This is a genomic window from Alloacidobacterium dinghuense (genome assembly GCF_014274465.1).
GTDB classification, from domain to species: Bacteria; Acidobacteriota; Terriglobia; order Terriglobales; family Acidobacteriaceae; genus Alloacidobacterium; species Alloacidobacterium dinghuense.
The window spans coordinates 4,656,744-4,682,094 of sequence record NZ_CP060394.1 but is presented as its reverse complement, the minus strand read 5'-3'; the positions used below and the strand labels follow the sequence as shown (position 1 = coordinate 4,682,094).

The window sequence follows — 25,351 nt, the reverse complement described above, 5'->3', positions numbered from 1 at the left end:
AGACAGTTCAGTTTTGCTGATTCTCATCCACGGCCTGAAGCAGCTTCTGTTAATGCTGGCGAGACACTAGTAAATGGATGCTCACAGGGGCGGCCAAACAGACTTGCCTGCGCCAATGTAGTCGCGACAGCATCAGGACGACCGCTGCCAAATCGCTCGCGCAATATATCGGAATCGCCAGTCGCACCCCACAGGCCGATCAAGATGCGGTTGTCAGGCAGATAATCGCGAACCCGCTGGCACAAATTTCGCGCATGCACGAATGCAAATGGCGGCAAGGCTGAGATGCAGATCATTGTGCCAGGTTCTTCCTTCAAGCGATCCACAATTTCCAGAGTGAGGGCAGAGGCCGGTAGCAACATCGTTTTGTGCCCGCGTTGCTCGAGCAGTTGTGCGAGCATAACCCCGGCAATCTCGTCTGCCTGATCGTTAGCCGGGATACAAACTACCGGACACCCTCGATAGGTTTGATCTTCCGTTTCGGCATACGGATCAGGCAGGGGCGAGCGGTAGTCCGTTAGCTCAGCAATCAATTCCGTAGCGCTCTGGAAGAGAAATGTGCTGCGCGTATCATCCAGAAAACCCTTGTGCCGATCTTGTTCGGCAAGGCTTAGCGCCGGCAACACCACGCCGTCATACAGATCGACGAGTCTGTGACCATCGAGAAACTTATCGGCTATGTGGTGAGCCTCCGTCTGGTCCATAGCGAGCAGTCGCTCGTAGAAATGCGCTTCCGGCGCAAGTTCTGCTTCATCGCCCAACAGAATATGAAGGAACGACATCTGCGGGACATATCGCCCCATTACGATCAGACAAACTGTGAGAGGTGTCGAGAGTATTAAGCCGGGCAATCCCCACAGCAGGGTCCAGACCATGGCAGTTGTGACCAGCGCCAGCGCCGAGATTCCGGTGTGACTGCCGTAAAGCCAAGGCTCAATGAAATTGCTTACTGTTATCTCGAGCACAATGAACAAAAGCAGGACAAACAGCGGCGTCCACCATCCAGGAAAGACGGCAAATGCGAAACAAATGGGCAATCCACCGCCGATGATCATTCCCGCATAAGGAACCATCCGCAGTATGCCAAGCAGGACACCCCAGAGCGTAGCGTTAGGCACGTGGAGCAAAAACAGGCCGATGCCAAAGACCAGTCCGTAGCTGGCATTCACAAGGACATTCATTAGCAGATAGCTGCTGATGCGTCGTGCCGCGTCGTTTAACGCCTGAGTCATCACATTCAGACGGCTCATACCGGCAAGCAACAGGAGACGGTTGCGCAGGTCTTCGCGCTTGATCAGCATGTAAATGGTGAAAATCACCACCATGCCGAGCATTCCGAGGGGTTTGATGATTGGCTTGAGCAGTTGCTGAGCATAGGCGCGATCGCTCGTCGGCGGCTGAACAACTACGACCTGCGTGGGAGCAGTGCTTGTGGGCACTGCTGCACGAGTGCGACGAGTGTTTCGAGTTTTGTCTGATTCAGGGGCTGGAAGAGGTTGCGACAGTTTGGCGCCAAATAGATCCTGGTTGAGAAGCTTGATCCCGTAAATAGCACTCCCTACCGGCCCTGCCGTCGGTGCGTGGATCGAGGACAGCTTCTCGTCGATATTCTGGCGGTAACTCGGCAGGTCACTGGCGACGTCCAGTAGTTGTCGAACCACAACCCAGCCAACTACCCCAATGAACGCAGAGGCCAGCAGTACCACCAGGATCACCGCAGGCAGTCGCCGGAGGCGCAAGCGCTCTAACAGGATGACTGCCGGTGCCAGCAGGAAGTTGAGCGTGAGCGCCATGGCGAGCGGAATGAACAGATCGCGAGCAAAATAAAGCGTGAGCAGCACGAGGCCAAGCACCAGCAATGGCTCATTGCCGAGCCATCCGTGTTTATTTCTACTTATGGCTCCTGCGCCACGTTCCATGCCGTTCATGTTGACTACCTGAAATGGAGAGCTTTCCCGATTAGAGACCGAAGGCCGCGATTAGTGCAACAATTCCTCAGATGCAGGCGGGATCGTATGTGAATCTGGAACCATCTTATGGACGCATGCGTATCGTTGCTTAGTAGCAGGAACGAGGGAATTTAACCAATGACCACTCCATGGATTACCGGAAATCTGACCGATGAGCAAAAGGCGGTTTTTTACGCCCAGATGTCCGCAGTGCAGAAAGATGAAGTGGTCGGTGTATTGTTGGCGCTGTTCCTTGGTACTTTCGGAGCGCACCATTTTTATCTTCGGCGTAATGGCCTCGGCATTATGTATGTGCTCTTCTGCTGGACTGGTATTCCCACCATCGCCAGCTGGATCGAGTGCTTCTTCATGCCAGCACGTGTGCGCCAATTCAACGCCGAACAGGCGACGATGCTTGCCGCGAGCCTGCAATACGCGATGCCGGGAACTGGCGGCGTGCCGGGCATCGTTCCATCAAAATCCTTCGTTGCTCCCGCTTGTGCTTCCTGCGGAGCGCCCCTGGCGCCTGGAGTGAAATTCTGCAGCCGCTGTGGCACTGCTGTCACTCAATAGATGGAAAACCGCGACGGCGTAGTTCTTCGATCGCGGTTTTCCCAACAGAGGGACCGGCGCTTACATGTTGGTGTGGCCGGCCCGCATTTCCTCGTTAAAGGTTGGCTTCGTGATGTCGAGGGCAGCGTGCATCTTGGCGTTATATTCTTCGGCGCGCGCCAACAATGCCGACGTTGGAGAGGCGTAGTCGTCCGTTAGCGTCAGCAATCCTCGCTTCGAGAGATCGACGGCGATGAGCTTCAGCTCCTCAGCCGTGGTGTTGAGATACTGCGCATCGCGTGGATCGGCGATCCATACCGGCTGATCATTTCCCATCACATGCGAAAGCCAGTAGGCCTTCAGCTCCAGGAACTCCAGGCGGCTCGCGTCGTCCGTGTCAGTGAAGATGAACTTCTTCTGCCAGCGGCTGTAGTAGCGCGTGGTCACCGGAACAGGCTGACGGTTGCCGCTCTTCAGCAACTCAAGCTGGCCCTGATCGAAGGTCTTGCGAATCGCGTTGTAGATAAAGGTCTCGGCGTAGGGCTGTTCGGCAGCAGGGACGATCTCGGCAAAAGTCACCGTCATGCTGGCAGCAATCTTCACGTGGAGTGGCGAGTTGGTGCCGTCTTCCAGATGTGCTACGCCGTGCACGATGTAGGTATCGGCTCCGGAGGTGGAACCGTGGAAGGGCCATGCGAACTGGTTGAGGCTGACGGGAAGTCCGGCAACCGTCACATAGGCATCCGGGCGCGGATTGCGCAAGCGCTTCGCGGCTTCCCGCAGGTGGCTCGTCATTTCCGGAAGCAACTCGGGCTTATGGAAGTCGAAAGCGTCGCTCAGCTCCAGCTGCAGCGTCTTTGCAGGAGGCGCATCGGGCGAAAGCGCCAGTTTGAACTTCGCTGTCGGGTGATTATTGAAGTCTGTGCCTGCTTCTGCGGAAAGGATGGCTAATCCAGCTTCGCGCGCTGCCTTGCCCAGCGTGGCCGTAAGGGCTGTTTCAAGATTCGTACTCATCACCCCTTATTTTACCGGCGTAGGGCCTGAATGGCGAAGTCGGCCCAGCCTCCGAAAGGGGGTGCAGGCGGTTAGAATCCGCGAAGCTCCCGGTCAACTGCCAGCTTCTCGGCAGTCAGCTTGAGCAGAGAACTGGAGTCTCCTGTGCGCTCCGCATCGGTGATGGAAGCACGGAGTTCACGCTGACGGCGCTCCAGATGGCGGTGCCTTAGCGTGTCGAGGGCCGCCGTCACATGCTCGGCGCTGATCGCCTCAGATTCTGCCAACAATGCCTGCGCCAGTAGACTGTGCTCAAGCGGGTCGGTGACGGCGGCCATAGGATCGACTGCACCACGGTGCCGGAGTTTCCTGAGTACGGAAGTGACTGTCAATCCTTCGAAGTGGTGTTCATTCGCGTCAAAGCCTGCCATTGCAGCCTGGCAGGCTGAATCGGACGGCGCGCAGGCCAATGCGCGCAGCAATACCTTCTCTGCTTCGCTGAAGGCAGGGACTACTGGCGATAGCGAATCGCGGCGCTTCGCGGCGGCCTGTTTCAGCTCCTCGCGCACTAGGGCGGAATCTATGCCGAGCTTCTGCGCCGCATCGGCGGCGAATTCGTCCCGCGTGATGCGGTTTGGCATGCGCCGGATGTGTGGCAGCAGGAAGTTCAGCGCCTTCACCTTCGCGTCGGCTGTTGTGGGCGGAAAGAGTTGCCGCGCCCGCTCGATCAGGTAGTCGGAGTGGCGCTTCGCTGCGCGCAGAGCGGTCATGTAGGCCTGCGTGCCGTGCTCGCGGATGTAGCGGTCGGGGTCGAGGCCGCCTTCGAGCGTTACCACGCGCACCTCGAAGCCTTCTTCAGTGAGGAGTGCGATGGATTTCTCGGCCGCATTCGCGCCCGCTGTGTCCGGGTCGAAGTTGACGATCATGCGCGTTGCGTAGCGCGAAAGCAGGCGCACCTGCGCCTCGGTGAAGGCCGTTCCGCTGGTGGCGATCACATTCTTCACTCCAGCGAGATAGACCGAGATGCAGTCCATCTGGCCTTCGACCAGCACCGCGAAGCCGGTTTCGCGGATGGCTTGCCGCGCCTTGTCGAGATTGAAGAGGACGTTTCCTTTTGAATAGAGCGGTGTTTCGGGAGAATTCAGGTACTTTGGTCCGGCTTTTTCGCCTGCTTCGAGAGCGCGCGCGGTGAAGGCAATCACGCGGCCTGACTCGTTTGCGATCGGGAAGGATACTCGCTTGCGGAAGCGCGAGTAGAGCGGTCCCGGCTTGCCGTCTTCCTGCTCCTTGAAGGAGAAGAGGCCGGAAAGCCGCAGGGTTTCCTGATCGGCGACGGATTGGAGGCGCTCGCGCAGGGCGTGGAACGAATCCGGCGCGTAGCCGATGCGGAACTTCTGGATCTCGTCAGGTTTCAGGCCGCGGCCGGAGAGATATTCGCGCGCCAAGGCTCCTTCGGGCGAGCGCAATTGCTCTTCAAACCATGCTGTGGCCAGTTCATGCAATTCGAGCAGCTTCGTTCGCTGCCGACTTTCCTGCGCTTCTTCCTCCGACGAGAATTCGCGCTTGGGAAGCGGAATGCCGCACTTCTGCGCGACGAATCGGACCGACTCGGGGAAGCTGACGTTCTCGATCTTCTGGATGAAGGAGAAGACGTCGCCAGAAACGCCGCAGCCGAAGCAGTGAAAGAACTGGCGCGTGGCGTGGACGGAAAATGATGGCGATTTCTCTTTGTGAAAGGGACAGAGGCCGCTGAAGTTCTGGGCTCCGGCCTTTTTCAGACGCACGTGGTCGCCGATGATCTTGACGATGTCGGCCTGTTGCTTGACGAGCTGTGCGAAGTCGGAGGCCATGGTGTGATCGGACCCGACTCCCCCTCCCCCGGGTGTTTCGGCCGTTTCCTTTGTTTTCTATAACTTAGCGGGGGATCATTCCCCGATATCTATCTGATCTGAAAGAGGTTAATCCGTTTCTAGTGTTTTCAATCACTTAGCAGTGGGTTCTAAAGCGCCCGGGGCTAAAGCCCCTCCCTCATAACTCTCAATTCACCGGCCTAAAGGCCGGTGCTTCTACTTTTTATTCCCCCTATATCCAGAATAGCAATTCTGGCCAAAAAGTACGCCAAAATTGGTTGAATATAACATGTTTGTTTTGAATGGCTTAGGAAAAATCTCGCTGATCATCCCCTTGACAAAGGAGAAGCAGGGCAAAAGCCCGGGGCTAAAGCCCCTTCTTTGTCGGGTCCTAACGCGGGGCTTCACAGGCTGCGGAAAAAGACTGCTTTCAGCTTGGTATGGTCTTGCTGAAGAGTTTTTTCGCGCTTTGAGCCTGTGCAGCGGTTTGTTGCGGTTGCGGTTTTTGTCTCTGGAAAGGCGTTTTGGTGGCCTCCAGAGACACTTCGGCCCTAAGCGGCCATGCTTTGCATCGGAATCAGCCTTCGCATGCGCACCAGGTTGTATGCAGCGATGGTGAGCCGGTAGAACCAGTCCACGCGCTCCAGTCCGCGCAGTTTCACTTGCCGCAGCCCCCGGTGCAACTTGCTCCAGGCGAAGACCCGCTCGATCAACTTGCGTTTGCGCTGACTTACTGAGCGCCACGGATCGGACCTCTCCGCCGCCGTAAGGTGATTCTTGCCCAGGTTCCCGTGCACATATTCGCTGACGTGCGGAGCCACCGAGCGCTCCCGCAGCGCCTGGATAAACTCCGCTGCCTGATACTGGGTGTCGGCCCCCAGCGTAAACCTGCCCCCAGCCGGACGCGCCACCCCGCGGTCCAGCAGCCTGATCGCCGCCCTCCGTTCCGCATCCGTCGCGGCCAGACTGGCTTCGGCTGCGATCACTAATCCGCTGCGGTTTTCCATCAACGCGTGACCCAGATAACTGGGAACACTGCGGTCAGCCGCCGCCTTGCGGTAAAGCCGCGCATCCGGATCGGTCCTCGACTCCACCTTGTCGCGCAACCGAATCCGGCCTCCGTCGCCAGTTCCCGAGCCCGCTTGCGGCGGCTCCTTCTTCGGCTGGAAACTGCGCGTCGAAGCCCAGGCCTGGATCAGCGTCCCATCCACCGTGAAGTGCGCTTCGCTCAACCACTGGTGAGCCCGGGCCTCTTCCACCACGGCCAGCAGCAACTGCTGGCTCACCCCTCCGGAGATCAGCCGCTCCCGGTTCTTGGTAAACACCGTCACGTCCCACACCGGATCGTCCATCTCCAGGCCGACAAACCAGCGAAACAGCAGGTTATAGTTCAGCTGCTCCATCAGCTGACGCTCCGAGCGAATCGAATACAGCACCATCAGCAACTGCGCGCGCAGCAGCCGCTCGGGGGCAATCGACGGACGGCCTGTGCTCGCATAAAGCTTCCCCAACTCCCCATCCATCCGCTGCAATGCCCGGTCCACCAACGAACGAATCTGACGCGCCGGATGATCCGATGCAATCCGAGCCTCCATCGTTACGTAACTGAACATCCCACTCTGTTGTTCCTCATCTCCACGCATGCCTGTTTCTTACTTCATCCTCCGCTGCATAAACAGTGACTCTAAAGAGTCTTTTTCCGCAGCCTGTGAAGCCCACCGCTCTTTCACCGCTGTCCTGCTGCGCAGGACAAACGGTCCAACTCCTCCTCCGTCAAGGGATCACCATTGATTTATTTCGCTCCAGGGGCTTGACAGCGTCTGCTGGCTGGCAGCCTGCGAAGCATCCAGCATTCTCTGCGAGATGTGGGGCACTCTGGGGTGCAGAAAAGGCCTTGTTTCGGCAAGAGGGGCGTGCCGTGACCACTCGTGAGCAGGAAGAGCCGTTTGGCTGGATCTCCCTCATGCGTGATCACAGAAGGTCTGCGGAATTCCCGGTGCCTGGCAAGAGACAGCACCGAGTCGAGTTCGGCCTTCGACAACCCCGCAAGAAATCGAGGTCGCAGCCGGTCAGGAAGTCCGAGAACCTGCTTGCCATTCGAGAGTTTGAGGCCGCAATGCATGGCGTCCTTTGTATCAGACATGAGGCGAAACATTCACTGGCAGAATTGCGGAGCGAATGATCCTCGACAACGATGTTCACAGTGTTGAAAAGGTTGTCAGTGTTCTTCGAACAATTGCTCGCAATCCCGATGAGCGAGTCACGAGAACGTGCGAGTTCTACGTGAAAAATCCACAAAGAACAACATCAAATCCACAAAGAACAACACCATCGGATAGGCTCGCCATCTTAGGTCGTCAGGAGATTTGATGAACTTCATTCGCAAAGCTGTAATTTACCCCACGCTTGTTGCGATCCTGCTTCCCGGCGGAGTTGCCTTTTCGCAGGATCACCATGATGACCACCACGACAACCACGCCTACGTTCACCATGAGGAATGGAAGCACGGCTACAAGATGCACCATGAAGACTGGGACCGCGGCGAACGCGTCGACTACCACCACTATCATCTTCAGGAGCCTCCGCGCGGTTATGAGTGGCGCGAAGTAGACGGCAATTACGTGTTGGCCGCCGTCGGCACCGGAGTCATCGCTTCGGTCGTCATCGCCTCAGAATCACACTAAGCGAGTGTGCAAGCGAAGTCTGCATATGTCTGCGTGTCGGCGTGCGGCTCCCATTCGCTAAGATTTTGAGCGACAGGTTGAGCTTCATGCCGACCAGCACACAATTTCCAACTCACATCTATCAGCAGGTTGCCGAAGAAGTGGTTGCCGAGATATGCGCCCCGCCTTAGAAGATAATCTCCATCCGCGCGCCCAAAAGGGTCGTAGAGTAAGCCTTGGTTGCGTAGGTGGGATGGATGGAGACTTCAAGATCCGGGCCAATGTTTATGCTCTGCGTCAGGCGAAGGCGATAAAACGACTCGAACAGGCTTTCGTGATGCTTGCCATTGCTCGGTTCGCTGTAGTTAAACGCCATTGCGAACAAGTCTCCTCGACGCCCGAATGGACGCACACGAGCCAGGCCGATTCCCTCGACTTGTTTGATGGCGGTCCCGGTGCTGGTGCCGAGGGCAAACCTTCCGAACGGAACCAAGCCATTTTCAAATTCGTGGTCGAATCCAATGCCGCCTCCATATCCACTCCCATTGTTCTTCGTATCGTCTCGCCAAATGCCAACTCGAATATGCCGGTACTGTTCACCCAGCGATCCTGATCTCCACCCCAGTTCAACATCCTCCGCAAATTTTCGGTCGACGAGCGTTTCGATGTTTCTCTGTTGCGCGCCCTCCGTGTCCACGGCGATCGCGTGAATGTAAATATGCCGGGTAGCCTGGAATTCAACCGCGCCGCCGGCGGCATAGGTTCCATCGTAGGCGACCGCCAGGTTGCCATCGTTCGCCCCATTCAGGAACTGTGTTCGTTCGTCGTTGTTGAACATGCTGAGAGTGACAAACTCATTGGGATGGATCTTGCCCACATAAAACGAAAGTCTCTTCGCGAAGAAATCCTGGCGCCAGTAGAGAACGTTCAGTGTGATCGGCTCCTGGGGACCGCCTCCTTGCAGACAGTTCAGATAGAGTCCTGAGCCAATGCTGTCGCTCAGGTTGAATTGCTGACTGACGCCGATATTTGTGCCGGAGCGCACGAGCAGGCTCATGGATCCGGCGCTGCTTCCGTGATCGTACACACTCCAGGCCCCGGTAAAATCGAGGCGTCCGCTGAGTTGATTGTGTCTTGCAGTACCATCGGGCACGATAGTCGCGTACTGATTCAGAAACGTATACGTAGCCCCGAACTTCAAGCGCGCCGATTGAACAAGACGATCGCTGAGCTTATCGACCGGTTGAAAGATCGGCGCCAGAGGATCGGGCCGGACAAGCGGATCGGCAGGTATCTTCGACAATGCGGCCGCGTCTACGTCGAGCTGCTGCTTCAACTCGTCGGTTTCTTGCTTCACTGGAGCAGGCGGCTTGGTTTGAGATGGTTGGCCCCAACTGAGGAGCGGGGGCAGCATTGACGCCGCGGCTCTGACCGGTGGCCGATAGGCTTGCTGCGAGCACAAGCAGGAGCAATCGGGTTCTCAAATTTTCTGCCCCCCGAATCGCCGACCATCTTTACATATCTTCCGGCAGGCCACAAACGCAGCGGAAGCGGTTTACCTTGCCAGGTGTTTTTGTGCTCGATAAGTGCAGAAATACTGACCAAGGGGTATGTATGGAGGGTAAGCCGAGGCGATCGTCCCGATAAAGCAGAGCAATGTTTGACTTGCCGAAGCCCCTACACGGCGCTATGCTGATTGCATTTTTGAGGCTCGACAGCCGATGAAAGTCTTAGTTAGGTTTATCCGCCTCTTCGTTCTGTTCTTACTTATCTCAAGCTGTCTACCTGCGATTGGTCAGGCGAACCCAGCTAACGCTCAAAAGCTCGTAAGTGACTTCATAAAAAAACGTCAGACCAAAGACTTTAACGATACTGTGCAGCAGTATGAGCAGGAGATCGAAGATTGGAAGGTAGAATCCAGGATTCTATTGACCTTCGACATTGTGATCATAACCTGCGGGGCAGTTATCGTTTATCTGCATGGAGCTAGAAGCAAGCGCGCGAGAAATGCAGTCCTCATTCTAGCGATCACTACTAGTAGTTTGACCGCAATCAAGGCATTGATTTGGCCAGCTGACTATCAGACGCTTCGTCGCTCAGTGAGGCAAGGCAAAGAGCCCTTAACTCATATGAGATCTTACGCGGACGATATCGCCAAAGTTCTCAGCATAACGGAGGAAGATTTTGAGACTCTGTCTTCGGAATTCAAAGATCAGCAGAGATCTTTTGAAATACTCGCCGCGGCTGCGGAGGGACGGATGCCCGAAGGTTTTCCAAGCATCGTGCGTAAATCTGCTGTTGGATTCTATCTGTTTAATATTAGAGTAGTTAATGCTCAGTCGGATGGAACACCCTCTTGGGTCGAAAATCCTCCTACCACTACAGATAGTTTTTACTTTGTTGGAAGGAGTACCGCTAACTCCCTTACAGATGCTAAAGCAGCCTCATATGACGACGCGATAAATCACATCATCGCCTTCCTGGGTCAAGGACCTCCGTACAGAGCTACTGAGTCACAGAGCGCGTTTATTCGGAGCGCATCGAGTATCCAGGACACGTTCTTTAATTACAACCAACAATCAAATTCCTATTCCTATTACTATCTGCTCCGAATAAGCAAAAAAAATCAACCCTCGCGCCCGAGTATGCTGACATATCGACAAAAAGATTGGTACCCAATCGATTTGGCCTACGATCCTGTTGCGGGACTCTTTGTACTCGATAAAGATGGCTTCGTTTCGAAGATTGTTGTTGATGAAAGCAGCATTAGCATTCAGAAGGTATTTCCCCTTCCCAGAACATGGTCACCGGATGCATTGGCTGCCACGAGAGAAGCAATTTATGTTAGTGCGAACAATAACGATCTGGGCTGCAAAATATTCCGACGTTTTCTTCCTACGAACGAGACTGAGGAAGTATTACTCACGTCAACTGACGTCGGAAAGCGATCATGCAAGGGAATAGCGACTGATGGTACGGGCATTTTCTTGGTAATAGCCGACTTGCAGGAGATTCGCTTTTGGCCAATTTGGAACCACCCAGGTCAAAATTTTAGAGAATTTTCATCCGAATATATTGGGGAAACCTCGACGCTTGGCTTCGATCACCCTCGGCACCAGTTGATCTATACCGATATTTCCGGATCAGCCTACACTCTCTCAATCAAAGAATGGAAACCGGATCGTATAACCTCAAATTTAGGTCTAGTGCAATCTATAAGCGACGATTCGGACAACTTTCTTTTTGCATCTGGAAAAAAAATCTTGTTCTACTCGAAAGCTAATTACCATTGGCAGCAGCCGCCAGCAAGCATGAGATCGTTGAATGCGGGGTTGATAACAGGTGTTGCAGTAGATAGTTCGGGCGCCGCGTGGATAATTGACCGAGATAGAGGGACTATACAGGGTCCATTTCCGTTAAATTAAGCTCGACTTCCCATGTCAATAGGCTGCTGTCAAGCGTGAAGTAGCTGCTGGCGATTCCCGGGGATCAACGCTAAAACACCGGCGGTCCTACTGCTAGATAGCTTTGCAAGGCCTCAATTATTGCCTAAAGCTGCGTTACTATAAGAACAAGCGAGCAGCTGGGCGGTCGCTGCTGATCGCAAGATCAGGAGAGGAAAGTCCGAACTCCGCAGGGCAGTGTGCCGGATAACGTCCGGGATCGAAGCGTCAAGGCTTCGAGACGGCTAGTGCCACAGAGAAGATACCGCCTACGCCGCAAGGCGCAAGGTAAGGGTGAAAAGGTGCGGTAAGAGCGCACCGCTCCGGCGGTAACGTCGGGGGCAGGGTAAACCCCACACGGAGCAAGACCAAATAGGGAGGGATGCGCGGGTGAGACCCAGATAGCCGCGCGGCGTGCCTGCCCGGCGCGCCAACGTGGGTTCTCCAGACTGGCGGGCTTGCCCCGCAAAGTGGAGCGGAAACCTTCGGGTAGGTCGCTTGAGCGCCGCAGCAATGCGTCGCCTAGAGGAATGACCGTCCTCGACAGAATTCGGCTTACAGGCTGCTTGCAATGATGGCCCCGGATCTCCGAAAAAGGAGCCGGGGTCTTCCCGTTTTGATCTCAAATTTGCAATCTGGCTGGCCTCTTTGCATGCAGACGGCGACTCTGCTCCCTAACTTTGGACAATAGGGCCCAACTAAATTCATTGCCAATAAAAAAAGCTGTCGCTATCCTTTGAAAAATCATCAGAAAGGAAATAATTCAGCTTGCCAGCCTTGGACTTGAGCGATTGCAAATTCTTCCGCATGTGGCCTCGTAAGGTATTCCGAACGAAAGACAGCAAAAAACGACTGCTCATTAAAACCAACGTTCCGGATTTGAAGCACCCAGGCGTTTATGTGCTTTATCGGGGCGACGAGTTGTATTACATCGGCAGGGCCCAGAATCTTTTTTCACGATTACATGACCACGCCAACAAAATAGCGGATCGGTACTATCCCCATTGGAATTACTTCTCTGCGTTCGCGGTCACTTCTGCCAATGGAAACCAGCAGAAAATTGCAGAATTAGAAGCGATACTTATTGCCGCTATGCCACGTGCGACAAATAAATCCACACCAAGATTCAAGAAGGTCAGGATTCCCAAGGCTCTTCTGGTAGATCAAGATCAAGAACAGTAATGTCAATCATTACCTTTGGGGCGCACTAAAGCTTGCGCTGCACCTTACAGGCCCCTCGTAATGAGGGCCCCATATTTCCTGAACAGGAAACCGGGGCCTTCCTTATTGTTGGCGCTTACGAGGAATACTCCTCGTCCGTCACATGCTTGTGCCACACCACAAACGCTCCAGTGTGGTCGCTTTCCTGAATCGCAAGATGCGTCATCGTGCGGTCGGGAACTGCGCCATGCCAGTGTTCCTCACCGGGCTCGATCCAGACCGTGTCGCCGGGATGAATCTCCTGCACCCCTTCGCCCTTGAGCTGTACCCGCCCCACTCCGGAAATGACATGCAGCGACTGCCCCACTGGATGCGTATGCCATGCCGTTCGCGCTCCTGGCGCAAAAGAAACCATGGCAGCGCTGACGCGCGCCGGAGCAGGCGTGGTAATGACTTCGTCGATCCAGACGGTTCCGGTGAAGTAAGCTTCCGGCCCTTTGCGGCAGCCACGTATCTGGTTGGTGATGATTTTCATGCCTCGATTGTAGATGCGCGGGCGAGCGGCTTGCATCGCATGCCGGAATCATTTGAAATACCCAAGTCATGAGTGAAAGAAAGTTAGCCTTCCTGTTTCCCGGACAGGGCTCGCAAGCCGTTGGCATGGGCCGCGATCTATCTGAAAAATTCCCCATCGCAAAACAGACCTTCGAAGAAGCCGACGAGGCGCTCGAATTCTCGCTTTCGGAGCTCTGCTTCGAAGGCCCGGAAGAGAAGCTCAAGCTGACCGAGTTCACGCAGCCCGCGATCTTCACCGTCTCGATTGCCGCGCAGCGCGTACTGGCCGAGAAAGGCGTCACCCCATCCTTCGTCGCAGGCCATTCACTCGGCGAATATTCAGCAGATGTAGCCGCAGGCGTCCTCTCTTTCACCGACGCGGTAAAGACAGTTCGTAACCGTGGCCGTTACATGCAGGAAGCCGTGCCCGCAGGTGAAGGCGCGATGGCTGCGATCCTCGGCCTCGCGCCGGAAGCAGTGATCGAAGTCTGCGCGAAGGCTGCCAGCGAATCAGGCGGAGTCGTTTCCGCGGCGAACCTCAACTCGCCCGAGCAGACGGTGATCTCAGGTTCTGTGGCCGCTGTCGAAAAGGCCGCAGCCATAGCAAAAGATACCGGCGCAAAGAAGGTCGTGATGCTCGCGGTAAGCGCGCCCTTCCATTGCGCCCTGATGCAGCCTGCGCAGGACCGTCTCGCCGAAGACCTGCGCCGGCTCAACTTCTCCGCGCCCAGCAGGCCCGTTGTAACGAATGTCGATGCGGCCCTGACGACAGACGCAGAGCAATTGCGCGACGCGCTCATTCGGCAGGTCACGGCATCGGTCCGCTGGGTCGAATCGATGCGCGTGCTCATTGACCAGAAGCCGACGCACTTTATCGAAGTTGGTCCCGGCAAGGTGCTTGCAGGGCTGATGCGCCAGATCCAACATCGAGAGACAGGGCGCTCGCAGACCGCGCTCAACGTAGGCGACGAGGCCAGCCTCGAAAGGACGCTCGCTGCGCTTACGCCCGCCTCATAAACCACGAGTACAATTGCCGATGCGGAGGCCCTGCGCATGACGGACACCAATGGCATTGTCACGATTCCCAGCAGCCATTCAGTCGATGAGACCGTGGCGAGACTGGAGAAGATTCTCGTAGAAAAAGGCATCAAGCTCTTTGCGCTGGTCGATCACAGCGGCGAGGCAGAAAAAGCCGGACTGAAGATGCCGCCAACAAAGCTGGCCATCTTCGGCAGCCCAAAAGCAGGAACGCCGCTGATGCTCGCGTCCCCGAGCATCGCCATCGATCTGCCGCTGAAAATTCTGATCTACGAAACGAAAAACGGGGAAACGAAAAACGGGGAAGACGCAAACGGGAGCGTTTTCGTTTCCTGGAACGCTCCCGCTTATCTCGCTGTGCGGCATGGATTGCCGCATGAACTGGTGCCCAACATAGCGGTGATTGAGAAGCTGGCCGCCGCGATCGCCAGCTAGGCTTTTACTTGACCGTAACGGTCAGCGCGAGCGAATGGGTGGTGACCTCGCCGCCGTTGTTGGAATAGGCGGTAAGGGTGACATTGTAGGTTCCTGGCGGGGTTCCGGTATTCGGTGTAGGTGGATGGTGCAGGTAGCTGTACCGCTGCGAGCAGGCGGTAAGGCCAGATGCGCTTGCCAGCAGCAGAACAGCCACACCCATCAGGCGAAGGCCATTGCCGCCGCGTTTCCTCAGCGCGCCGATACCAACCAGCGCCAGCACGCCGGGAAAGAGCATCGCATACGTGAGGTGGAATCCGCCGCCGCTACCCGGCAACCCTTCATTCCGCGAAGAACTCGAACTCGCCGTGGTCTGAATCTGCAGCGTGCTGGTGACTGCGGCGGTTGACGTCGGGGTGACGATACTCGGCGTAAAGCGCGAGCTGGTCGTGGTCGTCGGCAATCCGGATAAGGCGAGCGTAACTGACTGGGTGAAGCCATTCTCCGGAGTCACCGTAATAATCACGGTCCCGAAATCACCGGGGTTTAGGTTCAGTGAAGTGGGATTGGCTGTAACAGAAAAATCCGGAGGCGCCGACGTGTTGTTCGCCTGCAGGTTCGCACTCGCTGAGGTGGAAGCCGCGTAGTGCCCGCTGCCGGAGTAAACCGCAGTGATCTGCCTGGCGAAGGCAGGTATTTTATCCAGCGTCAGCATGGCTGTGCCGTTGTCCTGAACAATGGCCGACCCAAGCGACTGGCCATTGCTGACAAAGCTTACCGTTCCGTCAGAGACAGCGGCGCCTGTGGGATCCTTCACCGTAACCGAGAGTGTGGTCTTTGCCGCTTCCGTTGCGACAGAAAGAGCAGTCCGGGTGCCGATCGTCTGGCCGTGACTCTGCGCAACTAAAAGAAAAAGAGCGAGAAATGCGGCCCAATGGGACCCACGCCTGATTGTTGCGGTGTTATTCGACTTCCAGATGTTGCTCGATGACTGCAAACTCATTCGTCCGGTTCTCTGCTCTTTTCCAACAGGATTTCTGATTAATACCCAATTGTATCTGCGCGGCGCAAAATCGGCGATGGCGCGGAAACCATTGCCGGCTCTGACGCGCAGATCGCACCTGTTAGACGCAGCGAATTTGGGATCGGGGATTCTATTCCCCGCGCAGCGATTGCATGGGATCAATCGAAGCGGCACGCATCGCCGGAAGCGCCGACGCCGCCAGAGCGAGCAGCAGCACGGCGACGGCTGCCATCGTCAGCACCACCGGATCGAACGGGCTCACGCCGAAGAGGAACGATCGCAACAGGCCGGCCGCCGCCGCCCCTCCGATCAATCCAATGGCACAGCCGACCGCCGCCAGCTTCGTCCCGGAGATAAGAATCAGTCGCATAATGCCACCGCGCTGCGAGCCGAGCGCCATGCGGATCGCCATCTCATGTACGCGTGACGCGACGGAGAAGGCAATGACGCTGTAGATGCCGAGCACAGCAAGCAACACAGCAGCAGCAGCAAAGGCCGAAATGAGAGCCGTGTTAAAGCGACGCGGAGCTTCGGTGTCAGACACATTCTGAACCATGGTCTGCACCTGGGTCAGCGCCAGCTGTGGATCGATGGAACGCGCAGTCGCACGCAGAACATTCTCCATCTGCTCAGGCGGAAGCGCGCTGCGCAGAACAATATATCCGCCATTGCCATTCAGATCGGTGGCCGGATTGGCCAGCGTACCGAAGGCTTTCTCAATTTGATCCACTGTCAGGTAATACTGCTCCTTCGTTGGCTCGTCGGGAGCCCCGAGCTTCACATCAGCAATCTCGCCCACTATCGTTAGCCACGGAGTCTGCATTTCCGGCGTGCCGATGCGAATCCGCTTGCCGATTGGATCCTGATTGGGCCAGTAGTGTTCCGCCAGTTTGCGGTTCACCACCAAAACAAGTTGAGCATCCGCATTGTCCGCTTCGGTCAGATATCGCCCGCGCAGCAGCGGAATCTTCATCGCGCTGAAGTAATCGCCCATCACAATCGCGTTCGTAGCCAGGCTCATGTTCTCGCCCTTAGGCGGAACATAGCCCTCAGGAACAAACGCCTGATTATTATTGTTCCCGGAAGCAGGCAAAAAGCTGGTGAGGCCTACAGCCTGCCCGCCCGGAGCCTGTCGCAGTCGCAGCAGCAATTCCTTATTGAAGGTATCGATCGATGCCTGCGTAGCGTACTGCTTCTGCGGCAGAGAATATGCCGCCGTCGCAATGTGCTCCGGCTGGAAGCCTAGATCGACTGAGCGCATCTTCTCAAAGCTGCGCAACAGCAATCCCGAAGCCGTAAGCAGAATCAGAGCGATGGCAATCTCCGCCACCACCAGCGCTGACCGTAGACGCGCATGACCGCCGCCAGCCGATCCGCTGCGGCCGCCTTCCTTCAGTGTTTCGTTCACGCTGGTGCGCAACGCAGCAAACGCTGGAGCCAGCCCGCAGACAAAGCCGGTGGCAACAGCAAGCAGCAACGCAAAGCCAACTACGATCCAGTTCAGGCCGATCTCGCTGATGCGCGGCAGGCTCTCCGGCAGCAGATTCTTGCCCAATGTCAGGGCCGCCCCCGCCAGAACTACGCCAAGGACGCCCCCCGTCACGCTCAGGATAAGGCTCTCAAGAATGGCCTGGCGCAGCAGCGCCGACGAACGCGCACCCAACGCCATGCGCACAGCAACTTCACGTTGCCTGCGAATGGCGCGGACCAGCAGCAGCCCGGCAAGGTTTGCGCAGGCAATCAGCAACACGATAGCAACCGCAAAAAAGAGCGTCCGCACCAGCGGTCGCGCTCCCTCAATCGTCTCCTCCTGCAGAGGACGTACGACGGAAGTGATATGCAGGCTGGCCATGAACGACGGATAGCCTCGCATGATGTCCTGTGCAACGCGCTCGGCATCCTGTTGCGCTTGTGTCGTTGAGACGCCCGGCTTCAGACGGCCCACCATCTGGTAGCTCCAATTCGCACCGGCTGTAGGGCTCAGCTCATCCGGACGGAAGCTCATCGGCGCCCAAAGCTCGATGCGGTTCAGATGCCCCGACGTGAGAGGAAACTCGAAATTGCGTGGCATCACGCCGATCACGAGATACGGCTTGCGGTCGAGCAGAATCTTCGTGCCCAAAATCTTCGGATCGCCATGGAAGCGGCTCTGCCAGGTCGAATAGCTCAGCACCACCACCTGCTGATGATCGTCATCTTCCTGCTGCGTATACACGCGTCCCAGAAGCGGAGCCACGCCCAGCGCCGGAAACACTCCACCAGTCAGCCGCGCGGCATTCACTTGCGCAGGATCTCCGTTGCCCGATAGCTCATAACCTGCGAACTGATAACCGCCGAGTGCCGTAAACGAATGCGTGTCGCGTGTGTAAGCGCGAATATCCGGCACGGTCACGCCGGCCTCACCATTGCCACCCACATCGGCGCCCTGCAAACGGTCCGCAAGCACCACCAGCCGGTCAGGATCGGGGAACGGCAGTGGCCGCAGCAATACGCCTTCGACAATCGAAAAAATCGCGGTGGTCGCGCCAATCCCGAAGGCAAGCATCAACACCGCCGTGGCGGCGAATCCAGGCGACTTGCGCAACTGGCGGAAGGCAAACTTCAGGTCGAGCAGAAACGTTGGCATCCGGTCCTCACAAAAATACAGCTACGGCAAATGTGCAGCATCCGTTCCGCCAAACACCGCCGGACCCTAAGTGCTTTCTATGCAGAGATTTATCTGACTCAGGGCGAGGGAAGCCAGGATGAAGCGTCCAGAATTGAACGGGTGCGTCCGGAAGTGAACAAAAACGGGCACTCCTCTCAGGAGTGCCCGCCATTCGCTGATATGTGGTTTATTACCGCAGATGAATCGGCGCTGCCAGCTTGAAGTTCAAGACAGACTCCGCCGGGATGGTGACGTCCTTGTTGCCGGTAAAGGCCGCGACGCCGGTTCCCGCGCCCGCGCCCGCAAGTCCGCCGACCAGCAGGCCGACTCCGCCCGTAGCCACCCCGCCGATCAGCATCCCTAATCCGGTGCCGCCGCCGATAAATGCCGCGCTGCGCTTGCCCTTACCCTTCTTGGTCCGGGTTACGCTGCTCGTGTCAATGCGATAGTGCTGGCCATTGATGTTCAGCGCCGTCAGGGTGAGTTGCAGCGTTGACGCTCCCTTGAAGTGGCCGCGCTTGTGTGCCTGCACTACCATTCCCTCCGCCGTCGAACCCGTCGGAATCACCGTATTGCCATCCACCACAATCGGATTGGTGATCGTGCCCGTGAACGATTGTCCTGCCTCGGCATGCTTTACGTTGATCGTCTGATTCGTGCGGATGCTGAGGACTGTTCCCTCTGGAACCTCGGGCAGCGCAGGAGCCGGAGCATTGGCTGCCTGTTGCGGAGCTACCGGCTGGTCCGGAGTTGGGGTTGCAGCGCCAGCCGACGAGTCAATCGGCGCAGGTGCAGGCGCAGGAGCGGCTGCACTCGATCCAGTTGCGGCTGGCTGCGCTGGCGCCGGGGTGGTCGCCGAACTTGCCGGAGCCGAAGTTGGAGCCGGGTTCGTCGCCGCCGCGCTCGACGGATCGGCGGATGCCGGAGTGCTCGCCGTCGGCTTCTCCTCGGAATTCTTGTGACAGCCAGCCGTAAGCGCAACCGCCAGCAAAAGTGCAATGCGCGAAATGTATTTGATCTGCATGTATGGGTCTATCTCCTAGTTGTAAACCTGAACGGTGCTCGTTCGGATGCCGCGCAGTGAAGAAGCGCTGCCTGTTTTGTCTCCGCGCCCCTACACGATAGGATGCTAGAGCCTGCTATCCACTTTATGACACGTGGCGACGGGAGCGGATTTTTTCGAGGGCAAGAAAGGAGAAGCGACGCATACCGGGCGTATGTTAGCGACGAGTGACGCAGCCATCGAGAAATTCCGCCCCGTCCCTTGGGTTGCGATGGAAATCAGGCCCGACTTTGTTGTCGGCCTCGCCTGTGGACCCGCCACAGTCTTCAGCCTCCGCCTAGTCTGGCCTGATTTCCTCTCGCAACGCCACATGCCATAAAGTGGATAGCAGGCTCCAGTTACGCCATTTTTTGCAAAGCGAGGCAACCTTTATGTCGACCACCCTCTCCCAGCGCCCGCAACTCAAGCACCTCACGGCAATACTGGACAACCTGAAGCAGCGCGGCACCCACTTCAAGCTGCGCATCCTTGAAGATGAGCAGGGCCCTGTCTGCACCTACGACGGGAAAAAGGTCATCAACCTCGCTTCGAACAATTACCTCGGCCTGTGCAACCACCCTTTGCTGCGCGAAGCCGCCCTTGAAGCAACAAAGACCTACGGCGTTGGCTCGGGAGCGGTAAGAACCATCGCCGGCACCATGAAGATCCACATGGATCTCGAAGAAAAAATCGCACGTTTCAAGAATGTCGAAGCCTGCGTCGTCTTCCAGAGCGGATTCACCGCCAACGCCGGGACGGTTTCGTCCATCCTCGGCAAAGAAGACTTCATCATCTCCGACGAACTCAACCACGCCAGCATCATCGACGGCGCGCGTCTCTCCCGCGCCAAGATCAAGGTCTTCCGCCACAAAGATGTCGCCCACGCAGAAGAGCAGCTCAAAGAAGTCGCAAACGAGCCCGGTCGCAAGCTCATCATCACCGACGGCGTCTTCTCGATGGACGGCGACATCGGGCCTGTGGACAAGCTGTGTGATCTTGCCGACAAGTATGGCGCCATCATGATGGTCGACGACGCGCACGCCTCAGGCGTACTGGGCCGCAACGGTCGCGGGTCGATTGATCATTTCGGGTGCCACGGCCGCGTCGACATCCAGGTAGGCACGCTCTCGAAAGCCATCGGCGCATTAGGCGGATACGTCTGCGGCAGCCGCGACCTCATCGACTACCTCTATCACCGCGCCCGCCCGTTCCTTTTCTCAACCTCGCATCCGCCATCAGTAGCCGCAACCTGCATCGCGGCTTTTGATCTGTTGGAGAACGAACCCGAGCGCATCGACCGCCTCTGGAGCAACACGCGCTACTTCAAAGAGCAGCTAGGCCGCATCGGTTTCGACATCGGCGGCGTCACCACCCCCGCCAGCGAAACACCGATCACGCCCATCATCATCGGCGACGGCAAAAAGACAATGGACTTCTCGAAAGCCCTCTTCGATGCAGGCGTCATGGCAACCGGAATAGCCTTCCCCACCGTCCCCGAAGGCAAAGCGCGCATCCGCACCATCATGACCAGCGAACACACGAAAGACCAACTCGATCAGGCTTTGGATACGCTGGAAAAGACCGCAAAGAAGCTGGGGATTCTGAGCTAATCCCCAGCACCCCACCACTTACTCATACGATGTCATCCTGAGCGGACCCTGAACGTAGTGAAGTGGAAGTCGAAGGACCTGCTTTTCCGGGACTCATCGCAATCGTAAGTTGGCCCGTCATTCTGACGACCAACGGGAGGAAGAATCTCAGCGATGATGGCTTACCGTTTCAACTCGGGAAATCGTTCGTACACCTCAGCCACGATGTCTCCAGCAGCATAATCCGGTTTATCAATCTGCTCGACAGGGGCAAAGATGCCCAATTGATGTTTGGGAGTAATCAGGCTGCTGACTTGCTCTTTCGTCAAACCGATTTGCTCTTTGTAACTCAGCTCCGCTCCATCTTCGAGCTTGTCATGGATAACTAAAAGATCGCGCAGGCCCTTGAATATCGAGACGACCGACTTACCTTGCTGATTCTCGTAGGTCTGCTCCTCGGTTTTTCCACGCTTCATAGCTTTGTCATAAGCTTCTTCCGGGTTAGTAGCGTGTATGAGAACCACATTGATATGGACAACATTACGCGGATCGTCTTCGACACATATTTCGAGAATGATCTCTGCTAAATACCATTCAGCGTCTTCAGGAATGTAGGCCATGGTTTCGTTTCCCGGTAACTCGAAAATTGGTTCGAACCTAGCTCACCTTCTTCTGAGCATTTACATACTCACGAAGGGCAGCATTGATGCGGCTCTGGTACCGCTTGCCTGTCTTCTTGAAAAATGACACGACATCCGCATCCAGACGAAGCGTGATCTGCCGCTTATTCTCTGTGGGAACCAGCGCACCCGGCCGCGTCCACTTTACATTTGTCTGCGGCGGAATGTCGCTATAGTCGATCTCGTCATCCTTCAGCTTACGCAGCGCGTCCAGCTTCTTCTTCGGCAGAGTCGGGAGCTTCTTGCTGTCCAGGCGAAATTTAACGGTTCCAGTATTCTTGGCGCTCATATCGATTTGCCCTTCTGGCAGAAATGATTCTCACTGTCTCTGCCCGCAGCGTGTAGACAATTACGATTTCGATATCTTCCACGACCCCAACGTGATCCACCGCTCTTCTCGATCTTCCGAATCCTCATCGAGTCGATCCATGCGGTTCTCATCGAGAAAGACGCGAGCTGCGAACGGGAACGGAATTCCATGTTTACGCCGATTGGAAGCTGCTTTTCTGGAGTCCCATTCAAATTCCACAATTGGATTGTACTACAAATGTAGCTACATAAGAGGAGATTGCATTTCGCGCAAGTCCAGCTTGCCGAATGCTGCGTCAGCGCTGCTCACCAAACCCACGCTGGGTCGATCACCATGCGAAAAGTGTCGAATGCCAATCCCGCTTTTTTAAACTCGACCTCGGTTGCCGAACCTGCTGCGTCGCAAAGCTCTTGCTTTGTAACCGCGCAGAGTGGACCTGCAATCACTTCACGCAATACAAGCTGCTCACCGAAGTCGGCGAAGTACAAGCCAGTTTTGGGGTCGGGGTCTTGCAACGTTGTGTAGATTCTGGCTTCCTGTTCGTAGCGCCAATCTTCGTACTTCGTGAACAGGAGCCGATCAGCAGTTTCGAAGTTAATCTTCTCCGGAACTGGTCTGTCTTTCACATAGGAAACTCGCTTCAGAATCCGCTCGTTCACATCGAAGCCCAAGGCCAGCCCGCGATGCCTATCAGCGAAGTGGCTCCAAAGCAGCGGGTTGTGCCAATCCAAGCTGAAGCACAGCAACCCGTATTGCTTGGCCATTTGTTGTTTTGTTGCGCTGATAGCCTGTCGAAGACGCTGGTCAGGTTGCGCGATTGCCCAAAGCTCGAAAGGGTCATTTAGATCGTCTAGCTGTGCAATTTTCAAATGCCGATGACACAGGTCATCGAGTCCGTGACAGAGAGGGACGAAGTGGTAGGTGCGTTGCATAGGGCTATCGTTCTAGTTGGCGGCCGCTTCGATGATCATACCGATCGCTCTGCCGATGCGAAGCGTGCGAACGCTGATCGCCCTGTTTCGGTCGGATTGTCGGTCACCTGGAAGTAATCCATTTGTCGGTATAGTCGGCATTCTCGGACCTGTGCTCTTTTGACCCTGGCAGGCTGAATACGATGTACTTGGGGCCTGTCTCGCTCCTCTAGGGTAAAACTGACTCACTCCTACAATGAGGTTCCGCACATCGCATCGATAAGTCCATAATGCAGCAATGGCTTTCACCCTGGAGCAACTGGACCACATCGTCCTGACCGTCGCCAACATCCACGCCACCACCGACTTCTACACCGAAGTCCTCGGCATGGACATCGTCACCTTCTCGGGCCGCACGGCCCTCAAATTCGGCGACCAGAAAATCAATCTCCACCAGCGCGGACACGAATTCGAGCCCAAGGCTTGTCGTCCAACACCCGGCGCAGCAGACCTCTGCTTTATCACTCTCACGCCGATGGAAGAAGTCGTCGAATATCTGAACCTGCTGAAGGTCCACATAGAAGAAGGCCCCGTGGAACGCGCCGGGGCCGTCGGTAAGCTGATGTCCGTCTATATCCGTGACCCCGACCAGAACCTGATCGAGATATCGAACTACGTCTAATTTCCGCCCATGCTGCCCGGGTTGTAATAGAAATGCTCGTGGACAATCTTGCCGTTCTTCACGGTGTATAGAGCCATCTCTTCCAGCTGCATGCGCTTGCCCGATGGCTTGTTCGTCACGTCAAACTTGAACTCGACGGCGAACTGATTCTCTCCAACATACGGCCCATTTGCCTCGCCGCTATGGACTTCGTGGTTCTCCACCCACCACGCATTCTTTCCGCGGATCGCTTCGATGCCTTTCATCTCTGCGGGCATACCCGGACCGCTGGCTGACTCCACGCTGACGATGTCATCGGCGTAGTACTTATCGACGGCTTCAAGGTTTTTGCCTTCGCGGCAAAGCTTGACCAGATCATTAGCAATATCGGCAACTGACATATTCCCTCGTTAACTCGGAAGTATCCGGCGAACGGGCGAAGTGTAGCACAGCCGCGTGAACCTGGTTTTTACCACTTACCATTCGATGACCCAGGCGATCGCAAGCAGCGCGAGGCCAACCATCATGAGCGTATGCGCGCCGGGGACGAAGATTCCGAACATGAACAGAGCCATGCCGAGTCCATAAACGACGCGGTTGAATGGATCGCACCTTTCGGCTTGCTGCGGCGGATGCTGCACCGGAACGTTGTTCATAACCCCTCCTTTTGACAGGGCTAGAATCGCACCGTTCGCAGCGCCGCAGCAGTAAGCTTTGTCAGCAAAGCGATATGACAGTTGTCATGCGACGCCCAGATACTTCTTCATCGCTGTCGTGCCCGAGCCGATCAGCAGTTTCTGCCGATCCGCCGACATGCGAAACTCCGTCGTGCCGTATCCCCCCACCGGCAACCGGCAGACAGCCGACTCATACTGCCGCATCACCGCCAGATCCGAGCTGTCTGTAAGCGTGTCGATCAGCCGTGTCACCCGGTCAGCCGCTCGCAACCGAGGCCGTCTGGTGTCAGAAACCTCAGCCCCCGGCACCATCACCGTCGCATCCAGAAGCAGCCCAAGATTCCCGGCACCGCCAGGATCGGTCTTTCCCATTACCGCGATCACCTCCGGCGTCGATTCGGCAATGAGCCGCAGCGGAAAATTCGACAATACCCCGCCATCGACGAAGATATTGCCCGCCTTCGGGCGTCGCGTGATCTGGCCATTCGCATCCAGCACGTTATACGTGCCCCACTCCGGCTCCCAGATCATCTCCCGCCACACAAAAGGAATGCTCATCGACATGCGCACCGACTCGGCTACCGGAGCATTTGGAGCCGTGCGCGCATTCAGCACCACCGACTCCTTATCGGTCACATCGGTCGTCACCACCGACACATCCTTGCCCGTCTTCTTCGCGAAATCGGCCCAGGTGATATCCGCCGCCAGGCCTTTCGCGACCAGCCGCTCGCGAAACCACGCCAGCGCCTTGTCCCCGGCATAGAATCCGCCGCATTCATTAAAAGAAAACAACTCGCGATATAGCTCCAGGTGAAGCAACGCCTTGATGATCTTCTCTTCGACGTTCTGCATCACCCCCGAGAAGGGAAATCCCGCCGCCTTCATCAGCGCGATCGTCTCGCAGCCTTCAATCAGGTCCTGCGTGAAGTCAGATTCAGCCGGAGGGTCCATGAACGCGGCAAAGATCGGATTCCCCGCCGCATCGGTCTTGGTGCATTCCGTGATCAACTCCGCTGGAGTGTAACCCGCGCCCGTGAGCATGGCCGTAATCGCTCCGGCGGAGGTTCCAACGACGCGCCGATGCTGATGCCCCGCGTCGGCAAACACCTGAAGCGCACCGCCAAACGCCATTCCTTTGGCGCCGCCGCCTTCAAACACAAGATCGTAAAGTGCCATAAATTAGGGCTCCTGT

24 protein-coding genes and 1 other RNA gene are annotated in these 25,351 nt (G+C 56.5%); 9 read left to right on the top strand and 16 right to left on the bottom strand.

Translation table 11 applies throughout. The annotated features are described in order from the left end of the window. Nucleotides 1–23: 23 nt before the first annotated feature. Entirely contained in the window at nucleotides 24–1,928 is a 1,905-nt protein-coding gene (locus tag H7849_RS19385) for an AI-2E family transporter (RefSeq protein WP_251106359.1), read from the bottom strand. A 159-nt stretch (nucleotides 1,929–2,087) separates the two neighbouring features. Between H7849_RS19385 and H7849_RS19380 the strand changes: the two genes are divergently transcribed. Further along, nucleotides 2,088–2,522, top strand: coding sequence for an NINE protein (locus H7849_RS19380; protein WP_186741710.1), 435 nt, complete (start codon nucleotides 2,088–2,090; stop codon nucleotides 2,520–2,522). 60 nt (nucleotides 2,523–2,582) lie between these two features. Here the strand turns inward: H7849_RS19380 and H7849_RS19375 are convergent, their stop codons facing one another. The 3 genes from H7849_RS19375 to H7849_RS19365 form a co-directional block, all read right to left on the bottom strand. Then, a complete protein-coding gene (locus H7849_RS19375; RefSeq protein ID WP_186741709.1) occupies nucleotides 2,583–3,515 on the bottom strand; it encodes a hypothetical protein in 933 nt (310 codons plus the stop codon). Nucleotides 3,516–3,586: 71 nt separating this feature from the next. Next, nucleotides 3,587–5,344, bottom strand: a complete 1,758-nt coding sequence (dnaG, locus tag H7849_RS19370; RefSeq protein WP_186741708.1) for a DNA primase — start codon at nucleotides 5,342–5,344, stop codon at nucleotides 3,587–3,589. A 551-nt stretch (nucleotides 5,345–5,895) separates the two neighbouring features. Next, on the bottom strand, nucleotides 5,896–6,987 hold the full coding sequence (locus H7849_RS19365; protein ID WP_186741706.1) for an IS5 family transposase: 1,092 nt from the start codon (nucleotides 6,985–6,987) through the stop codon (nucleotides 5,896–5,898). 726 nt (nucleotides 6,988–7,713) lie between these two features. Here H7849_RS19365 and H7849_RS19360 point away from each other — a divergent pair. Then, complete coding sequence (locus H7849_RS19360) at nucleotides 7,714–8,028, top strand: RcnB family protein (protein ID WP_186741704.1); 315 nt, start codon at nucleotides 7,714–7,716, stop codon at nucleotides 8,026–8,028. A 166-nt stretch (nucleotides 8,029–8,194) separates the two neighbouring features. On the opposite strand, the gene H7849_RS19355 is transcribed toward H7849_RS19360, so the two are convergent. Continuing rightward, the gene (locus tag H7849_RS19355; protein ID WP_186741703.1) at nucleotides 8,195–9,421 is read right to left on the bottom strand and encodes a carbohydrate porin; all 1,227 of its coding nucleotides are present in this window, start codon (nucleotides 9,419–9,421) and stop codon (nucleotides 8,195–8,197) included. Nucleotides 9,422–9,728: 307 nt separating this feature from the next. On the opposite strand from H7849_RS19355, the gene H7849_RS19350 reads away from it, so the two are divergent. The 3 genes from H7849_RS19350 (at nucleotide 9,729) to H7849_RS19340 (ending at nucleotide 12,632) form a co-directional block, all read left to right on the top strand. Next, complete coding sequence (locus H7849_RS19350) at nucleotides 9,729–11,432, top strand: hypothetical protein (RefSeq protein ID WP_186741701.1); 1,704 nt, start codon at nucleotides 9,729–9,731, stop codon at nucleotides 11,430–11,432. A gap of 150 nt (nucleotides 11,433–11,582) precedes the next feature. Continuing rightward, nucleotides 11,583–12,024, top strand: an RNA gene (rnpB, locus tag H7849_RS19345) — RNase P RNA component class A. Between the two features lie 194 nt (nucleotides 12,025–12,218). Further along, nucleotides 12,219–12,632, top strand: coding sequence for a GIY-YIG nuclease family protein (locus H7849_RS19340; RefSeq protein ID WP_186741699.1), 414 nt, complete (start codon nucleotides 12,219–12,221; stop codon nucleotides 12,630–12,632). A gap of 115 nt (nucleotides 12,633–12,747) precedes the next feature. Here H7849_RS19340 and H7849_RS19335 read toward each other — a convergent pair whose 3' ends face one another. Then, nucleotides 12,748–13,146, bottom strand: a complete 399-nt coding sequence (locus H7849_RS19335) for a (R)-mandelonitrile lyase (RefSeq protein ID WP_186741697.1) — start codon at nucleotides 13,144–13,146, stop codon at nucleotides 12,748–12,750. A 68-nt stretch (nucleotides 13,147–13,214) separates the two neighbouring features. Between H7849_RS19335 and fabD the strand changes: the two genes are divergently transcribed. Together fabD and H7849_RS19325 are read left to right on the top strand one after the other, a co-directional pair. Continuing rightward, on the top strand, nucleotides 13,215–14,183 hold the full coding sequence (fabD, locus tag H7849_RS19330; RefSeq protein ID WP_186741695.1) for an ACP S-malonyltransferase: 969 nt from the start codon (nucleotides 13,215–13,217) through the stop codon (nucleotides 14,181–14,183). Nucleotides 14,184–14,219: 36 nt separating this feature from the next. After that, nucleotides 14,220–14,639, top strand: coding sequence for a DUF302 domain-containing protein (locus H7849_RS19325; protein ID WP_186741693.1), 420 nt, complete (start codon nucleotides 14,220–14,222; stop codon nucleotides 14,637–14,639). A gap of 4 nt (nucleotides 14,640–14,643) precedes the next feature. Here the strand turns inward: H7849_RS19325 and H7849_RS19320 are convergent, their stop codons facing one another. The 3 genes from H7849_RS19320 to H7849_RS19310 form a co-directional block, all read right to left on the bottom strand. Continuing rightward, a complete protein-coding gene (locus tag H7849_RS19320; RefSeq protein ID WP_186741691.1) occupies nucleotides 14,644–15,621 on the bottom strand; it encodes an Ig-like domain-containing protein in 978 nt (325 codons plus the stop codon). A gap of 151 nt (nucleotides 15,622–15,772) precedes the next feature. Next, nucleotides 15,773–18,268 carry an ABC transporter permease gene (locus tag H7849_RS19315; RefSeq protein WP_186741689.1) on the bottom strand — a complete coding sequence of 832 codons (2,496 nt, stop codon included), beginning with the start codon at nucleotides 18,266–18,268 and terminating at the stop codon, nucleotides 15,773–15,775. Nucleotides 18,269–18,479: 211 nt separating this feature from the next. After that, nucleotides 18,480–19,313, bottom strand: coding sequence for a hypothetical protein (locus H7849_RS19310; protein ID WP_186741687.1), 834 nt, complete (start codon nucleotides 19,311–19,313; stop codon nucleotides 18,480–18,482). Nucleotides 19,314–19,723: 410 nt separating this feature from the next. On the opposite strand from H7849_RS19310, the gene H7849_RS19305 reads away from it, so the two are divergent. Next, nucleotides 19,724–20,941, top strand: coding sequence for a glycine C-acetyltransferase (locus H7849_RS19305; RefSeq protein WP_186741685.1), 1,218 nt, complete (start codon nucleotides 19,724–19,726; stop codon nucleotides 20,939–20,941). Between the two features lie 161 nt (nucleotides 20,942–21,102). Here H7849_RS19305 and H7849_RS19300 read toward each other — a convergent pair whose 3' ends face one another. The 4 genes from H7849_RS19300 to H7849_RS19285 all read right to left on the bottom strand — a co-directional run bounded on the left by H7849_RS19300 (nucleotide 21,103) and on the right by H7849_RS19285 (nucleotide 22,842). Then, nucleotides 21,103–21,540, bottom strand: a complete 438-nt coding sequence (locus H7849_RS19300) for a DUF4288 domain-containing protein (RefSeq protein ID WP_186741683.1) — start codon at nucleotides 21,538–21,540, stop codon at nucleotides 21,103–21,105. A 37-nt stretch (nucleotides 21,541–21,577) separates the two neighbouring features. Continuing rightward, nucleotides 21,578–21,889, bottom strand: coding sequence for a BrnA antitoxin family protein (locus H7849_RS19295; protein WP_186741681.1), 312 nt, complete (start codon nucleotides 21,887–21,889; stop codon nucleotides 21,578–21,580). Between the two features lie 60 nt (nucleotides 21,890–21,949). Next, complete coding sequence (locus H7849_RS27600; protein WP_222439689.1) at nucleotides 21,950–22,129, bottom strand: BrnT family toxin; 180 nt, start codon at nucleotides 22,127–22,129, stop codon at nucleotides 21,950–21,952. A gap of 86 nt (nucleotides 22,130–22,215) precedes the next feature. Beyond that, complete coding sequence (locus tag H7849_RS19285; protein ID WP_186741679.1) at nucleotides 22,216–22,842, bottom strand: DUF2971 domain-containing protein; 627 nt, start codon at nucleotides 22,840–22,842, stop codon at nucleotides 22,216–22,218. Nucleotides 22,843–23,119: 277 nt separating this feature from the next. Here H7849_RS19285 and H7849_RS19280 point away from each other — a divergent pair, with 277 nt between their 5' ends. Next, nucleotides 23,120–23,503: a VOC family protein gene (locus H7849_RS19280; protein WP_186741677.1), complete on the top strand. Its 384-nt coding sequence runs from the start codon at nucleotides 23,120–23,122 to the stop codon at nucleotides 23,501–23,503. Here H7849_RS19280 and H7849_RS19275 read toward each other — a convergent pair. The 3 genes from H7849_RS19275 to H7849_RS19265 form a co-directional block, all read right to left on the bottom strand. Continuing rightward, nucleotides 23,500–23,883, bottom strand: a complete 384-nt coding sequence (locus tag H7849_RS19275; RefSeq protein WP_186741675.1) for a nuclear transport factor 2 family protein — start codon at nucleotides 23,881–23,883, stop codon at nucleotides 23,500–23,502. The genes H7849_RS19280 and H7849_RS19275 overlap by 4 nt on opposite strands. Nucleotides 23,884–23,958: 75 nt before the next feature. Beyond that, a complete protein-coding gene (locus tag H7849_RS19270; protein WP_186741673.1) occupies nucleotides 23,959–24,138 on the bottom strand; it encodes a hypothetical protein in 180 nt (59 codons plus the stop codon). Between the two features lie 84 nt (nucleotides 24,139–24,222). Further along, complete coding sequence (locus H7849_RS19265; RefSeq protein ID WP_186741671.1) at nucleotides 24,223–25,335, bottom strand: patatin-like phospholipase family protein; 1,113 nt, start codon at nucleotides 25,333–25,335, stop codon at nucleotides 24,223–24,225. Between the last annotated feature and the right edge of the window lie 16 nt (nucleotides 25,336–25,351).